This is a genomic window from Streptococcus sciuri (genome assembly GCF_024814375.1).
GTDB classification, from domain to species: domain Bacteria; phylum Bacillota; class Bacilli; order Lactobacillales; family Streptococcaceae; genus Streptococcus; species Streptococcus sciuri.
The window spans coordinates 373,330-387,773 of sequence record NZ_JANUXX010000001.1; the positions used below are offsets into that span (position 1 = coordinate 373,330).

Annotated in this window: 15 protein-coding genes and 1 pseudogene; 1 reads left to right on the top strand and 15 read right to left on the bottom strand. The window is 38.0% G+C overall.

Annotation, left to right across the window (positions count from 1 at the left end):
* Positions 1–7 precede the first annotated feature (7 nt).
* The 12 genes from NXS10_RS01805 to NXS10_RS01860 all read right to left on the bottom strand — a co-directional run bounded on the left by NXS10_RS01805 (position 8) and on the right by NXS10_RS01860 (position 10,699).
* On the bottom strand, positions 8–1,543 hold the full coding sequence (locus NXS10_RS01805; RefSeq protein WP_259137005.1) for a ClC family H(+)/Cl(-) exchange transporter: 1,536 nt from the start codon (positions 1,541–1,543) through the stop codon (positions 8–10).
* A gap of 113 nt (positions 1,544–1,656) precedes the next feature.
* The gene (locus tag NXS10_RS01810) at positions 1,657–2,931 is read right to left on the bottom strand and encodes a dihydroorotase (protein ID WP_259137007.1); all 1,275 of its coding nucleotides are present in this window, start codon (positions 2,929–2,931) and stop codon (positions 1,657–1,659) included.
* 7 nt (positions 2,932–2,938) lie between these two features.
* Positions 2,939–3,661 (bottom strand): Type 1 glutamine amidotransferase-like domain-containing protein, encoded by a 723-nt coding sequence (locus NXS10_RS01815; protein ID WP_259137008.1) that lies wholly within the window; start codon positions 3,659–3,661, stop codon positions 2,939–2,941.
* A gap of 12 nt (positions 3,662–3,673) precedes the next feature.
* On the bottom strand, positions 3,674–4,327 hold the full coding sequence (locus tag NXS10_RS01820; RefSeq protein WP_259137010.1) for a uracil-DNA glycosylase: 654 nt from the start codon (positions 4,325–4,327) through the stop codon (positions 3,674–3,676).
* A gap of 77 nt (positions 4,328–4,404) precedes the next feature.
* The gene (gene pyrE / locus NXS10_RS01825) at positions 4,405–5,034 is read right to left on the bottom strand and encodes an orotate phosphoribosyltransferase (RefSeq protein ID WP_259137013.1); all 630 of its coding nucleotides are present in this window, start codon (positions 5,032–5,034) and stop codon (positions 4,405–4,407) included.
* A gap of 21 nt (positions 5,035–5,055) precedes the next feature.
* Positions 5,056–5,253 carry a hypothetical protein gene (locus tag NXS10_RS01830; RefSeq protein ID WP_259137015.1) on the bottom strand — a complete coding sequence of 66 codons (198 nt, stop codon included), beginning with the start codon at positions 5,251–5,253 and terminating at the stop codon, positions 5,056–5,058.
* A gap of 5 nt (positions 5,254–5,258) precedes the next feature.
* Complete coding sequence (pyrF, locus tag NXS10_RS01835) at positions 5,259–5,954, bottom strand: orotidine-5'-phosphate decarboxylase (RefSeq protein WP_259137017.1); 696 nt, start codon at positions 5,952–5,954, stop codon at positions 5,259–5,261.
* A gap of 165 nt (positions 5,955–6,119) precedes the next feature.
* Positions 6,120–7,064, bottom strand: a complete 945-nt coding sequence (locus tag NXS10_RS01840) for a dihydroorotate dehydrogenase (protein WP_259137019.1) — start codon at positions 7,062–7,064, stop codon at positions 6,120–6,122.
* A gap of 9 nt (positions 7,065–7,073) precedes the next feature.
* On the bottom strand, positions 7,074–7,850 hold the full coding sequence (locus NXS10_RS01845) for a dihydroorotate dehydrogenase electron transfer subunit (RefSeq protein ID WP_259137021.1): 777 nt from the start codon (positions 7,848–7,850) through the stop codon (positions 7,074–7,076).
* A gap of 171 nt (positions 7,851–8,021) precedes the next feature.
* The gene (locus NXS10_RS01850; protein ID WP_259137024.1) at positions 8,022–8,537 is read right to left on the bottom strand and encodes a hypothetical protein; all 516 of its coding nucleotides are present in this window, start codon (positions 8,535–8,537) and stop codon (positions 8,022–8,024) included.
* Positions 8,538–8,661: 124 nt separating this feature from the next.
* Positions 8,662–9,594 (bottom strand): TdeIII family type II restriction endonuclease, encoded by a 933-nt coding sequence (locus tag NXS10_RS01855; RefSeq protein ID WP_259137026.1) that lies wholly within the window; start codon positions 9,592–9,594, stop codon positions 8,662–8,664.
* Positions 9,584–10,699: a DNA-methyltransferase gene (locus NXS10_RS01860; protein ID WP_259137028.1), complete on the bottom strand. Its 1,116-nt coding sequence runs from the start codon at positions 10,697–10,699 to the stop codon at positions 9,584–9,586. Before NXS10_RS01860 ends, NXS10_RS01855 begins: the two co-directional genes overlap by 11 nt.
* A gap of 423 nt (positions 10,700–11,122) precedes the next feature.
* Between NXS10_RS01860 and NXS10_RS01865 the strand changes: the two genes are divergently transcribed.
* Positions 11,123–12,031, top strand: coding sequence for a LysR family transcriptional regulator (locus NXS10_RS01865; RefSeq protein WP_259137031.1), 909 nt, complete (start codon positions 11,123–11,125; stop codon positions 12,029–12,031).
* A 69-nt stretch (positions 12,032–12,100) separates the two neighbouring features.
* Here the strand turns inward: NXS10_RS01865 and NXS10_RS01870 are convergent, their stop codons facing one another.
* The 3 genes and pseudogenes from NXS10_RS01870 to deoD all read right to left on the bottom strand — a co-directional run bounded on the left by NXS10_RS01870 (position 12,101) and on the right by deoD (position 14,442).
* A complete protein-coding gene (locus NXS10_RS01870) occupies positions 12,101–12,562 on the bottom strand; it encodes an aromatic acid exporter family protein (protein ID WP_259137032.1) in 462 nt (153 codons plus the stop codon).
* A gap of 833 nt (positions 12,563–13,395) precedes the next feature.
* Positions 13,396–13,544, bottom strand: a pseudogene (locus NXS10_RS08685) (IS3-like element ISLgar1 family transposase); the annotation flags it as partial.
* A 187-nt stretch (positions 13,545–13,731) separates the two neighbouring features.
* On the bottom strand, positions 13,732–14,442 hold the full coding sequence (gene deoD / locus NXS10_RS01875; RefSeq protein WP_259137034.1) for a purine-nucleoside phosphorylase: 711 nt from the start codon (positions 14,440–14,442) through the stop codon (positions 13,732–13,734).
* Positions 14,443–14,444: the final 2 nt, after the last annotated feature.

A 14,444-nucleotide genomic window follows, 5' to 3' on the forward strand; every position in this document is an offset into this window, starting at 1 on the left:
CACTTTTTTAGGACATAAAATAAGCTCGAACAGCTCCAATTTCAGGTTCATTTACAACAAGAAAAATGGTGTCTCCTACTTGTAAAACCGTATCTCCAGAGACAACTTCTGCCTCACCTGTATGTAGCTGCGTTGTTATTAAAACATTTTTTGGCAATAGTAAGTCTTTCACACGTTTTCCTGCCATTTTCTCTGAGACGGTGAGCTCTATCAAAGTTGGCTCTACGACTGATGTAGCTTTCTTAGGAGACATTTTATCCAACATAGCTTCATAGATTGGTTCTCCTTTTAGCAAATCCATAACTAAATAAGCTACCAAAGTCACGATACCAAGTGCCATAAGTTGTCTCAAATCACCAACCATCTCGGTTACCAAAATCATAGCAGTTAGCGGTGCTTTTGATACCGCTCCAAAGTAGCCCGCCATGCCAAGAGTAACAAATAAAGGCAAAAATTGTCGGCTAATAATGCCTAACTCGACTATTCCCAAACCAAATACCATACCTGAAAGCGCTCCAAGAGTTAGGATAGGGAGAAAAATGCCACCAGGAACACCACTACCATAGCTCAACATGCTCCAGACAAAACGGATAACAAGGTACAAAAAAGCTGTCCAAATTCCTACCGAGCTACTAGGTAATGATACAATCAAGCTATTTCCACCTCCTAAAAGTTGTGGAAAAAAATACCCAATCGGAAAAAGAAAGAGCATAGCTAACACAACATAGAAAGGCGCTGGTAGATGACATATCTTTCCTAAAATCGTATAACATCTCCCAATATTGAGTACAGCCTTTTCATAGATATAGCCCGATATACCAAGTAAAAGACCTAAAAGTAAATAAATCCAATATTGATGAAGCTCTAAAAATGCTAGTTTTTTTGGCATAGCAAGCACTGGATTTAACCCAAAAATATTTAAAGAAATGAAATTTGCGACAAGACTAGCGACGAGAGCTGTTATCCAGACCATCCGTGAAAAGTGGTGGTAAACCTCCTCAACGACAAAAAGGAGACCAGCTATGGGGGCATTAAAAGCAGCTGATAGTCCTGCTGCAGCTCCACTAGCTATCAGGATACGTTGTTCTGTTCGTCCTGCTTTCATGAGTTCTGACAGACCCTTACCTGCCATAGCCCCTAACTGGATACTAGGTCCCTCACGTCCTAACATCAAGCCAGATGAAATAGCTAAAACACCACCTAAAAATTTGCGCCAAGCAACTGAGCACCAATTAGGATGCAAAAGCCCTTTCAATTCTCCCTCCACATGAGGAATTCCCGAACCTTTAATATTTGGATCTGACTTTATCAAAAAAGCTACGATAAGCGCTACGGTAAGGCTAAAAGCAATAATCACAATCAATATATACGGTTTATCATGCGATTCTTGATAAAGAGTGCGCACCTGTGTTAATAGCTTCTCAATCAGTAGGCGAAATACACCGACTAAGATCCCAACAAGCAATCCAACCAAAACGCCTCGATAAACAGGTCTTAGGATTGACTCTGATGACAATTGATAATCTTGCTTATGACGCTCCATGACACTCCATTCCGATGAATCTCTTTCACTCCTTAGTTGTTTATTGTATCAAAATTCTAAACAAATAGCGATAGTTCCCAAAAAATCGTAAGGAGTTCCTCACGACTATACTCTTAATGATGATTCTGATAGACAACTACACCGTCTGCCACAGTGTACTTCACTACTCCTTTGAGACTTTCTCCAATAAAAGGCGAATTAGCTGCTTTTGAGGCAAATTGACTCGTTACTATACGTTCCTCTTTATCTGCAAAGATAACTAAATCTGCTGGGCCACCTTCCGCTAAGTAGCCTGCATCAAAGCCATAAAGTTGAGCTGGATTAATTGTCATTTTTGCTAAATAATCTAATAAACTCAAGTGTCCTGCGGCAACTAAGTAAGTGAGTCCAAGCGATAGCGATGTTTCAAGACCTGTCATGCCAGATGGCGCTTTAGTAATATCGTCGACTGCTTTTTCATCTGCGTGATGAGGGGCATGATCCGTTGCAATGACAGAAATAACACCTTTTTTTAGTCCTTCAATAACAGCTAAACGGTCGCTTTCAAGACGAAGTGGTGGATTCATTTTAGCGTTAGCACCAGCAGACAAGAGCAGACTCTCCGTCTTAGAAAAATGCTGAGGAGATACTTCTGCTGTAACCTTGGCACCCAGTCCCTGGATAAACTCAACTAATGCGACAGACTCTGCCTTAGACAAGTGCTGAATGTGAAGACGTGCTTCCTCTGCATAGGCAATCATCACATCACGCGCCACCATGCTGTATTCTGCCACACCAGTCGCCCCACAGACATGAAATGCTTTACGTGCAATATCCTCATTAAGTCCCAAAACACCATTCAGCTCTGGATCTTCCTCATGAAGAGAAATCAGTGCATCACTTTTTTTAGCTAATTTCAAAGCGTTACGCAAAGTTTTAGTAGAAGTCAGAGGAATACCGTCATCTGAGAAACCAGCTGCACCTGCCTCTAAAAGAGCAGAAAAATCCGTCAAATGCTGACCATCAAAACTTTCTGTGATGCTCGCTACACTGTAGATGTGAATAGCTTCCTTGTAAGCAGAAGCTAAAACCTCTTTCAATGTATCCACCGTTGAAATGGTCGGTGTCGTGTTAGCCATCATGACTACAGACGTCACACCACCTGCTGCTGCTGCCAATGCTCCTGTATGAATATCTTCTTTATGAGTTTGACCAGGTTCACGAAAGTGAACGTGAATGTCCACCAAACCCGGTGCTACAATAAGCCCTGTAGCATCAATGATTTCAGCGCTAGCTTCTTCAATCGAATCAGCAATTTTAATAATTTTTTTGCCGTCAACAAGAACATCTGCAACCTGATCAAAGCCAGATTTGGGATCAACAACACGACCATTTTTAATTAATAACATACTAAACTCACTTTCTAAATTGATAAGTTTCATTTTCAGCATTTATCTGCGACAATGCGCCATTTTGGATACGGTAAGCTTCACCGTAAATCATTTCAACAGTTCCATTCCCATACAGAAAACTACCGTCACAAATGGCGTAAAAACAGCGACCATTACTATCTGGATAGATAATATCTTCGAAAACACGAAGCCCATCAAGTATGTGATGCTTTGTTTCTTGATAGTGTGGAATTAACTGGACTTGGGTAATTCCAAGACCAGCTAAAAAACGCTGATAATCTTTTGAAATCGCTTCGCCTGCTTCTTCTGGTTGTGCATAAACAAGCTCCGCCGCATTCATAGAACCTGCACTTGAGCCGATGACAAGTTTATTGCTGCTTTGCAGCAGTTCACGCATACTAACTGAATTCAGAAAAGCATTCTGCGTAGGCACATGCCCACCCGCTAAGAAAAGCAAGTCCGCCTCAGCTACCAAGCTAAAAGCCTGATTTGCCGTTCGATTATCCAGCACCGCATATTTTTCAAATGTCATGCCTTCGGCTTCAAAAGCCGTTTTTACATCAGCAGCATATTGATCTGTAAACGTGTTATCGTTCGGATCCGAACATACAAAAAGAGCGCTAAACTTGCTAGGTAGATGTTCTTTCAAAAGATTAACAAAAGCATTTGCGGGATTAAGACGTCTTTTTTCATAAATGATGGGATTACTTGCTAAAAAATAAATCATCTGTTTTTCCCATTATTTTAACCAATCGATTGCTTCAAGCCCGTCTTGAGTTAAATAAGCATTTGCTCGTGAAAAAGGGTGGCTACCAAAGAAACCACGATATGCTGAAAGTGGACTTGGGTGTGCACTTTCAATGACATGATGAATTGGATTAGTAATCAACGCCTTTTTCTTACGAGCATATCCACCCCAAAGAATAAAGACAACAGGCGTTTCCTTTTGATTGACTACTTTAATGATAGCATCTGTGAAAGGTTCCCAAATGAGCCCAGCATGTCCGTTTGCTCTCCCAGCAGGCACTGTCAAGCAGGCGTTTAGAAGCAACACCCCTTGCTGTGCCCATGGTGTCAAATCATGATGGTCACGTTGTCCTAAATCATCTGATAATTCTTTAAGAATATTTTGAAGAGACGGTGGTGCAGGAATATTCTCTGGGACAGAAAAGGACAATCCCTGTGCCTGATTAGGACCGTGATAGGGATCTTGACCTAAAATAACCACTCTGACCTCCTCTAGAGGAGTCATCTGTATCGCATTAAAAACTTTCTCTCGTGGCGGATAAATCACACCATGAGCGTACTCATAATCCATAAATTGGTTAATTTTAGCAAAGTAACGTTCTGGTACTTCTTGCTTAATCAAAGCATGCCAGCTCGAATGCTCCATAGATTTCTCCTCTTGTCAGGGATTGTTTAACTTTTAAATAGCAAATCACAACAAACAAAGCATTTCGATGAATCATTTTAGTCTTGCCAAGTTTCTTGATTATCCTTAAATCTTTTCAGTAAAGTCAGACCATCTGCATCAATGTATCCTTGCACTTTAGCAACTTTGATTAACTCACTATAATTAGACAAAGTGACTAATTTCACACCAGCTGCAGTAAAGTTTTGACTTGCTTTTAGCAGCTCATAGGTAAAGATAGCTGCCACGCCGAGAACATCTGCTCCCTCGCGCTTAGCTGCTGACACCGCTTCCAGTACAGATCCTCCTGTCGAAATCAAATCCTCAATGATGACCATTTTTTGACCTTTGACCACACGACCTTCAATTTGATTACCAGCACCGTGATCTTTTGGTTTGCTACGGATATAGGCAAATGGCAACCGCATCTTATCAGCAATAATCGCTCCGTGTGGGATACCTGCAGTCGCAGTCCCTGCGATAACCTCAACGTCAGGAAAAGCTTTTTTGATTGTCTCTACAAAACCGTCCTCAATCAAGGTACGTGTCTCTGGATAAGAGAGGGTGATGCGATTATCTGTGTAAATTGGAGATTTAATCCCACTTGCCCAAGTAAACGGTTCATTTGGTTTGAGATAAACAGCCTTGATGTCCAATAAATCACGTGCAATGTCTTTAGCTAATGTCATGTTTTTTCTCCTTTGATATCTTTAGATACGAGCAGTTTCCATATGCCCATCGTAACGTGTTACTTTATAACCGCCTAAAAAAGCAGGCTCTATGCGTGACCCTTTATCTCCCCTATAACTGTCACCAAATAAAGAAGAGACGAAATGTTCCTGTTTACCATCATCATAGCAATAGCGAAAACCATCACCGAAAATATCTTTGAATATTACTTTTCCCATTTACTTTATTCCTGATTCCATTCCTTATAAACTGCCTTGTAGGCTGCAACTGGATCTGTAGCTTGTGTTATAGGACGCCCAACAACAATATAATCACTTCCAATAACCCTTGCTTGAGCCGGTGTCACCACTCGCTTTTGATCACCTGTTTGGCTACCCTTAGGACGAATACCAGGTGTCAAGCAGATAAAAGCAGAAGACGTTGCCCTCTTAATCACCTCAACCTCACAAGCGGAACAAACGACGCCATCAAGTCCAGCTTCTGCAGTCTTTTGTGCATAGTGAATGACTGATTCAGCAAGACTTGTTTGGATATTTTGATCACTGTGCATCTGATTTTCACTAGTTGAAGTCAATTGGGTAACCGCTATTAACTTACCGTTTTGACCAAATCCTTGTCGAGCAGCCTTCATCATTTCTACCCCTCCTGCGGCATGGACATTGGTCATATCAACCCCCAATTGCGCAAGCACTTTCATAGCAGATTTGACTGTATTTGGAATATCATGCAATTTCAAGTCCAAAAAGACACTATGCCCTAGTTCTTTAACATAAGAAACAATCTCACTGCCACAAGCATAGTAGAGCTCCATACCAATCTTGACATAAAGCTTTTCTTCTTTTGGAAATCGTGCCAAGAAAGTCTTAACCTCAGAAGAAGAGGGAAAATCAAGAGCTATAATCGGACGTTCTTCAATCATTTTTTCCTCCATACACAAAAACCCCACCCCAAAGAGGCAAGGTGACACAAAAATGGGTAAACCATACCCCTGTTACTTTCTCGCAGACACCTTATCAGCCTCTCTGGACTATCTTTAAAGGTTATTTATTATAACGTTTATTATACCGTTTTAGAAGACGTTTTGTCAATGATTTGTCAAACTTTGTCTCACTTCATCTCGTAAGGTCTCAAGACTTTCAATTCCATATTTCTCCATGACTGCTGGTAAATCTGCAATAATGCGAGGACAAGCATAAGGATCTGTAAAATTAGCCGTCCCAACGCCAATAGCCGATGCACCTGCAATCATCATCTCAATTGCAGCCTCAGCGCTATCCACACCTCCCATACCGATAATAGGCAATTGTGTTGACATAGCCACCTGACGAATGAGTTTAAGCGCTACTGGAAATATAGCTGGGCCTGACATCCCGCCAGTTCCATTTGCAATAATGGGACGTCTATTTTTTAAGTTAAAACGCATGCCGACAAGAGTATTTATCATGGTCAGACCAGCGGCACCTGCATCTTCAACTGCCTTAGCAACCGTTGTGATATCAGCCACACTTGGAGTCAATTTAACATAGACTGGTACAGTTGAATGCTCGACACTCGCCTTGACTACCTCATAAGCCAGCTCTGGTACCTGACCAATCAAAAGACCGTGATTACCGTGGTCAACATTGGGACAGGAAATATTGAGTTCAATTGCTTTTATGTTGTTTGCCGTTGAGATTTTTTGCGAAACATAGGCATATTCTTCAACGGAAAAACCTGCTACATTAGCAATGATAGGGAGTTCTGGAAAATGGCGCTCTAACCAAGTTAGCTTTTTAGCCAGAACGACATCAATTCCCGGATTTTGCAGACCAATAGCATTGAGCATGCCTGATGGCGTCTCTGCGACACGTGGTGTCGGATTGCCAAAGCGAGCCTCACGTGTGGTTGCCTTTATCATGATAGAGCCTAGCTGATTGAGGTCATAATATTTGGCGTATTCTTGCCCAAAGCCAAAGCAGCCAGAGGCAGGTATGACAGGATTTTTCAAAGCCAATCCTGGAAGATTGACCGCTAAACGATTATCAGACATAACAACTCCTTACTCTAAGATAATGCTGCCTGTCTCAAATACAGGACCTTCCTCACAAACACGTTTATTCGCAACATTTGATTGTTCTCTAAGGTGTACTACACAAGCATAGCAAGCCCCCATACCACATGCCATACGTGACTCTAGAGAAATATACGCATGAGGATGCTTTTCAAATTTACGATCAACATAGGCTAGCATCCCTAGCGCTCCACAAGCATAAACCGCATCAAACGTCTGTGTCATCTCGTCAATCACTGTTGAGACATAGCCTTTAATACCGTAGGAGCCATCATCTGTGGTCACAATAACATCAGCATAGCATGCCAATTCATTTTCCAAAATAACCGCATCTGCAGTTGCAAATCCTAAGACCGCTGTCACACAAACACCACGTTCATGCAATTGCTTTGCAAGCTCGACAAGAGGAGGGACACCAATTCCACCTCCAACAATTAAAGCAGCCTCTTTTTCTTCTAAAAAATCAATATGAAAACCATTGCCCTGTGGTCCCATACAATCTAAAATATCACCTGCACAAAGTTTGCTAAATAGCTCTGTACCTGCACCTTCAATCCGATAAACAAGCGTCACTTCTTTCTTTGTCTTATCCACTTGTGAAATCGAAATAGGTCTACGCAAAAGCTTAGTGGCATCTGGCACACGAATATGCAAAAACTGCCCGATTGTCATACTATCGACCAAATCACCTGTCAGAACCATCTCATAAATACGCGGTGCTATCTCACGTTGTGAGACAATTATCATATTTTCCTTTAGTAGCATGTACTTGCCTCCTTAGCAAAAAAACTCGCTCCAAAGAGGCGAGGTACACAAAAATAGTAGGAAAGAATACTTCCAAACTTTTTATTCGTACCCCTTCTTAGCCTCTCTGGACTATGTTAAAGGGTTGCACGTTCTCCATTCTAGCATTTCTAACAATCATTATCAAGAACGTTAATTATCAAAACTGACATCTGTGCCATTTTCAGTGACTAAAGTCTTTGCGACAATGGAAGCAACCTGTGCTTGCATCTCATCATCAAACCCACTTAAAGAACGATAGATAGTAATAAGAGACGTGTAAACGTCTGATAAAACAGCAAAGCCGACATGCCCCTTGTCCTTAATAATGGCTTGAAAAACTTCCTTACTCTGACAGATTTCAAAGATATTTTCAATTCCAGCAAGCCAAGTCTCAACAACTTCCAAAGTTCTATCCATAAGCTTAAAAGAGGATTCATCATACCAAAAAATAGATTGAATCAAGCGTGTTTGCTTTTCCATAGCATCAATAGCCTGCAAAATATCCTTTGTATCATTTTTAACTTGTGCTGTAGAATATCCTGTCCCCTGCAATGAACTTGACTTATCCAGCCATCTCAGCTCATCACGAAAGAGTGTCACAAAATGGATACTGACTAATAATTTTTGAATTTTCAACTGATGCTTATCTTGTTGTTCATTGGACACTGAACCCTACCTGCTACTTCTATCAAGACTATATAACACCTCAAATATAACACAATCGCTCTAAAAAAGCAAACAAATCCGCATGCTTATCAATATTTCAACAAAGAAATTTGCTATAAAATGATTATTTACACATTGAAACAACATCAAATTGATTATTTAATTTTTCAAGAATTGGTAGTATCACTTCTTCTTTTTTACTTTTTTTGTCCTTGTTTTGTAACATAAAAAGATAGGTTTTTATAGCTTGCATATGGGGGAAGATAATAGGGAAAACTTCTTCTATGACTTCTTTATTTGTAAAAAAATTAACAGCTTGTTTTTCATTTAACCCCTGAAAAACTTTTAAGCAATCATATGTATATTTATCAAAATTCAAATCCGGTACTTTTACACTTTCGTTATGCCAATTATTCAAAAAATGATATAAAGGTTGATAATAAAGATTTTGCTGACCATCCAATTTATTTAATGTATTATCAATATCATCTCCATAGATTAAAAACACTTTATTTTGAAAGAGAGAATCTATTCTTTCAATTTTATCTAAATAACTATTTTTATTTCTTTCAAAATTATCATCAATCATCCACATAATACCGATAACTTCTTTCTCCTTATATACTTCTGTTAAAACTTTTAACTTATATTCAAAATTATTCCATTGCCCTTCCCATTTTGAAGTATCATGGTCATCTCTTATTTTTTGTTCAATGAAAATAACATTTATGTTATTTGAGAATACTTGGTCAACCGATATCTTTTTCTTTTTATTCATTCTTGGCGTTTTTAAATGATAATCATCTAAATTGTAACTAGTCTTTTCAATAGTCCATCCATTAGATGCAATAATTTCTCTGAAAACACTTTCAATAGCATTACCAAAAGAATTGTTCCTAGAATAACCAAATGATGTTATACTACCTAATTCAAAAGTATTAGCGTGTAAAACACCTGTTAGCCGCTCAGGGCTATCAGCTAGTTTCTCTATTGTAGATTTTATAAAATTAGATGGTATATATTCATCCATTATTGATTTTAATTCTTCATTTATCATCAAAACCAAGTTCCTTTCTTCTATATTCACTTCTAATCATTGATAAAGAAATACGCTTTTCGTCACGTTCCACAAACCAAACGTCCCATCCGTTAACATTTGACCCTTTACCACTTAGAACACCACCTAACTTTGATATACCATAATGGTTCCCATTATAAAAAAGTTCCTTCTCTGTTGATACATAAGCATAATGATTCGTTTTTTTAAAGAAAATTTTTTCATCTCTAGAAATATATCCCAAATTAACGAGTTCACAAAACCTTACTCTAGGAGCTTTTATATCAAATTTAGCATTGGTAAAATCGTCCGATATCGTTTCTTCATTCTCTATTCTATTTATGGCATATTCTCGGTATTTCTCATCTCGTTCAATGCTAAAAAAATTTCTACCCAATCGTTTAGCTAATGCACCTGTAGTGCCAGAACCCATAAATGGATCTAGAATTAAATCTTTCTGCTTACTAGATGAAATAATGATATTGTATAGTAACTTTTCTGGCTTTTGGGTCGGATGTAGCTTTTCTCCATCGTCCGTTTTTATACGTTCATTTCCTGACGCTACTGGAATCTCCCAAACACTAGTCATCTGTTTCCCACCATTTAAAACTTTCATTGTTTTATAGTTAAAGTGATACTTAGTGTTTTTAGTAGGTGTTGCCCAAATTAAAGTCTCTTGTTTATTGGTAAATTTTGTCCCTAAAAAATTGGGAGTTGGATTTGTTTTTGACCAAACAATATCATTAATAATCCAAAAACCTAGTTCTTGTAAAATATCTCCAACAATGTAGATATTTTGAAAAGAACCAATAACCCATAAAGAAGATTTATCCTTTTTTAAAACCCTTTGAGCCTCTATCAACCAAGCTCTTGTGAATCGTTTATAGGATTCTAAAGTTGAAAATTTATCCCATTGAACAGTATCTACTCCTTGAAAGATACTGCCATCCGTACGTTTCAATTTCCCTTCTAACTGCATATTGTAGGGAGGATCTGCAAATATAAGGTCAACGGAGGATTCAGGTAGTTGTTTTAATATTTCAATTGAATCCCCCAAGCAAATAGTATTCACTAATTCTGGTGGAAAAATATTATTTTTATGCATAATAAAAGACCTCCTCACAGTTTTGTGAAAAAGTCTTCTTTAAGGTTCGACAAAAAACACAGTCAATTACATAATCAACTTGTGCTGTGCTGTGCTGATGAGTATAACATCTTTTTTCTCCTTATCAAGTATTTTTTCTACCTAAGTCAAAAAACTTTACAATCATACTAAGTGATTTCACAATATACGATTAGTATCCTATTTCAATAAGCGGCTCATACTAACTATATCTTTTTGTTGAGACAGATTACTAGCCCCATGTCTACTAGTATACCATAATTAAAACGCAGTAAATCAAAATATATTAAAAAAATTCTCCGTTCAACCATAAAATGACAATCTATCCTTTTTTCAATTAAAAATCACCAGTTAAAATATGACTATATGCTTGAAAATAAAGCTTTTTTAAGCTAAACTAAAAGCATGCGAATTCAACAGTTACACTACATTATTAAAATTGTCGAAACTGGTAGTATGAACGAAGCTGCCAAACAACTTTTCATCACACAACCAAGTCTTTCAAATGCCGTACGCGATTTGGAACGTGAGATGGGTATTGATATTTTTAACCGAAATCCAAAAGGAATCACTCTCACTAAGGATGGCGTAGAGTTTTTATCCTATGCTAGACAAGTCGTTGAGCAAACCGCCCTTCTTGAAGAACGTTACAAATCTAAAACAACACACCGCGAGCTATTTAGCGTCTCATCTCAACACTACGCTTTTGTGGTGAATGCCTTTGTTTCGCTTTTAGGCGAGGCAGACATGACTCTGTATGAACTTTTTTTGCGTGAGACACGCACTTGGGAAATCGTTGACGATGTGAAAAATTTTCGTTCTGAAATCGGTGTACTCTTTCTCAACAGTTACAACCGTGACGTATTGACTAAGATGTTTGACGATAATCACTTGACTTATACCAGCCTTTTCAAGGCACATCCTCATATCTTTGTCAGTAAAGACAATCCCCTCGCTAAGAAAGAACTCATCCGCCTAGAAGATTTGGAAGATTTCCCTTATCTGAGTTATGATCAAGGTATTCACAATTCTTTTTACTTTTCTGAAGAAATCATGTCACAAATTCCTCATAAAAAATCTATCGTTGTGAGCGACCGTGCGACACTTTTCAACCTACTTATTGGTTTAGATGGCTATACTATTGCAACAGGTATCCTAAATAGCAAACTAAATGGCGACAATATCGTCTCTATCCCACTAGATGTTGAGGATATGATTGATATTGTTTACATCCGTCACGAAAAAGCTAACCTCTCTAAGATGGGAGAAAAATTTATTGATTATCTTCTTGAAGAAGTTCCCTTAAATGATTAAAAAAGTGCATTCCTGACCGAAATTGCACTTTTTTCTATATCTCACTTGATATATCAAAACAAAGACAGATTACCACTTACTTAGGCTAGCTGAAACACCCCAAGCAATGAAAGCTCCAAACAAGGTAGCAACTAACCTCTCAAGGATATAATGCATGCTCTGTCCTTGACCAATAAAAACAACCAAAAAGAAAGTTAAAACGGAAATACGAGCGATAAAAGGGGGAAGTTTAGCGACTTTACTAACCCAAAGAGTGAGACTAACTGCAAAGGCTAGCGCTATAAAAATGAAGATTTTTGAAGACCAGATATTAACGAGTATAGTAATGAGGACACCAAACACGCCACCAATAACAGTAGCCAGTAGCCGATTTAATCCCGCCTTATAAGTTCCTTTTTGCTCATCTTGCACACACAAAAGCGCAGCAAAAACTGCAGGTAAGACAGATATGCTTGGAATCAACCAAGAAACTAACACTGCTATCAGCACAGAAACTAAAATTTTAGTATCTAATCGTGTGAATGTAGACATACTATTTCTCCTCCGATTGAGATTATAACAGATTTTTTGAGAGATATGTAAAGAATTAAACAAAAAGCATTCTTCCTTAAAGTGTGCGCTCTTAAAAGGTTGGACAAGTAATTACTGATAGGATTTCGTTCTGTATTATGTAGGGCTAAGTCCTTTTAGTCTGACTTTACACCTGTTATTGTAACAATCATAATAACTTATTTAAGAACATCAAATAACTTAAAATTTTCTCAAAACTATAAAATATTGATGATTGAAGATAGCAAAGAAGGACGCTATCATGCCATTGTCTAGGCTTCTGCTTTTACGGGACACATGGGACGAATCCTTTTTGATTAAGAAAATCATGATAAAACTAGTGATAAATAGAGATTTTGTGAACTAACTGGAATGGTAATTACATAACATTTTTCGTATGGTTTTGAAGCTTTAAATTGACGTTAGATAAAATTATCAGCTTTCTTGCTAGTCTCCCCTTGTATGATGAGCACTGATGTTCACATTGAAGGTGTACAATCAGATTCATAAGTTTCATAAAGCTTTGCACTTTGTTGAATCTGATTCTTAAGCCCATAGTTCTTATCTTTTGAGCGTCAAGCTAAAGCCTATAAGGAAACTAGTCTGAATCCTCCTTTGACGCTTTCTCTAATTGTCACTGTTGTTTGCGAACTTTGACTTCGTCTCTCAGTCAAATCTACTTTTAACTTTTTGGAGATAGTTGTACGAAACAGATTAGGTTGCAAATATATCTGCAAAACTTCTTTAAGCTCAAAAAGTTAGATATGAAGCGATTAGCAGCAATACTGCAAAAAAGCATTTTCCTCTCTTAAACACCCATTTTTCTTGCATTGTGCTATCCAATTGGGGAGCATGTCACAATTTGGTAACGTATAATCTGGGAGTTCTGATTTTATGATTGACCATTCATCAAAACTTTATCCAACATTTCTTGTTTTAATTCTCATGGATAATATTTATTTTTTTAACAACTTCAATTCCATACTGATCCATAAGTTTAAGCTATGACATTCCTTGTTTTCTCAAATTGTAAAACATTAATTTATCGTCATCGGTTAATCTCATAAAAAACACCTCAATCGTTAGATTTTCTGTCTCATTTTTGAGATACCGTTCAAAAGGATAGGGTGGTCTTTTTTATACCCTCTCATCTAATCCGCAATCAAAGTTTCCAAACCAACTGTCATCATATCCGTGAAAGTCGTTTGACGTTCCTGTGCAGTTGTGTCCTCATCTGGATTGACCAAACTATCTGAAATAGTCATGATACCTAAAGCCTGTACCTTGTATCTGGCTGCAAGGTAGTATAGAGCTGCTGTCTCCATTTCAACAGCTTTTACTCCCATTTCACCGAGCTTGATATTAGTGGCAGAAAAGTCTGAATAAAAGGCATCTACCGACAAAACACTTCCCATATGAACTGTCATACCAAGATCCTTTACAATATGATAAGCTTTATCGAGTAATTCAAAGTCAGCTATTTGAGGGAAATCATACAAAGACCACTCATTTTTGATCATATTAGACGTTGTTGCTGCAGCTTGTGCAAGGACTAAATCACGTACATGTACCTCTTTATTTAGAGAACCAGCTGTTCCTATACGGATAAGCTTTTTAACACCATAAAAGGTAATCAATTCTGTCGCATAAATGGAAATAGAAGGCATTCCCATCCCAGTACCCATGACACTAATAAGATGTCCTTTGTATGTACCTGTAAAACCAAACATACCACGAACCTTATTAAAACAAACAGCATCCTCTAGGAAATTTTCTGCGATAAACTTGGCGCGTAAAGGATCGCCTGGTAATAAAATCTTATCAGCAATCTCACCTACTTTAGCTTCGATATGAATAGACATAG

What these genes read in the sequence shown, in the direction of transcription:
- NXS10_RS01805 (WP_259137005.1), bottom strand. Translation starts at nt 1,543, where the DNA reads ATGGAGCGTCATAAGCAAGATTATCAATTGTCATCAGAGTCAATCCTA.
- NXS10_RS01810 (WP_259137007.1), bottom strand. Translation starts at nt 2,931, where the DNA reads ATGTTATTAATTAAAAATGGTCGTGTTGTTGATCCCAAATCTGGCTTT.
- NXS10_RS01815 (WP_259137008.1), bottom strand. Translation starts at nt 3,661, where the DNA reads ATGATTTATTTTTTAGCAAGTAATCCCATCATTTATGAAAAAAGACGT.
- NXS10_RS01820 (WP_259137010.1), bottom strand. Translation starts at nt 4,327, where the DNA reads ATGGAGCATTCGAGCTGGCATGCTTTGATTAAGCAAGAAGTACCAGAA.
- pyrE (WP_259137013.1), bottom strand. Translation starts at nt 5,034, where the DNA reads ATGACATTAGCTAAAGACATTGCACGTGATTTATTGGACATCAAGGCT.
- NXS10_RS01830 (WP_259137015.1), bottom strand. Translation starts at nt 5,253, where the DNA reads ATGGGAAAAGTAATATTCAAAGATATTTTCGGTGATGGTTTTCGCTAT.
- pyrF (WP_259137017.1), bottom strand. Translation starts at nt 5,954, where the DNA reads ATGATTGAAGAACGTCCGATTATAGCTCTTGATTTTCCCTCTTCTTCT.
- NXS10_RS01840 (WP_259137019.1), bottom strand. Translation starts at nt 7,064, where the DNA reads ATGTCTGATAATCGTTTAGCGGTCAATCTTCCAGGATTGGCTTTGAAA.
- NXS10_RS01845 (WP_259137021.1), bottom strand. Translation starts at nt 7,850, where the DNA reads ATGCTACTAAAGGAAAATATGATAATTGTCTCACAACGTGAGATAGCA.
- NXS10_RS01855 (WP_259137026.1), bottom strand. Translation starts at nt 9,594, where the DNA reads ATGATAAATGAAGAATTAAAATCAATAATGGATGAATATATACCATCT.
- NXS10_RS01860 (WP_259137028.1), bottom strand. Translation starts at nt 10,699, where the DNA reads ATGCATAAAAATAATATTTTTCCACCAGAATTAGTGAATACTATTTGC.
- NXS10_RS01865 (WP_259137031.1), top strand. Translation starts at nt 11,123, where the DNA reads ATGCGAATTCAACAGTTACACTACATTATTAAAATTGTCGAAACTGGT.
- NXS10_RS01870 (WP_259137032.1), bottom strand. Translation starts at nt 12,562, where the DNA reads ATGTCTACATTCACACGATTAGATACTAAAATTTTAGTTTCTGTGCTG.
- deoD (WP_259137034.1), bottom strand. Translation starts at nt 14,442, where the DNA reads ATGTCTATTCATATCGAAGCTAAAGTAGGTGAGATTGCTGATAAGATT.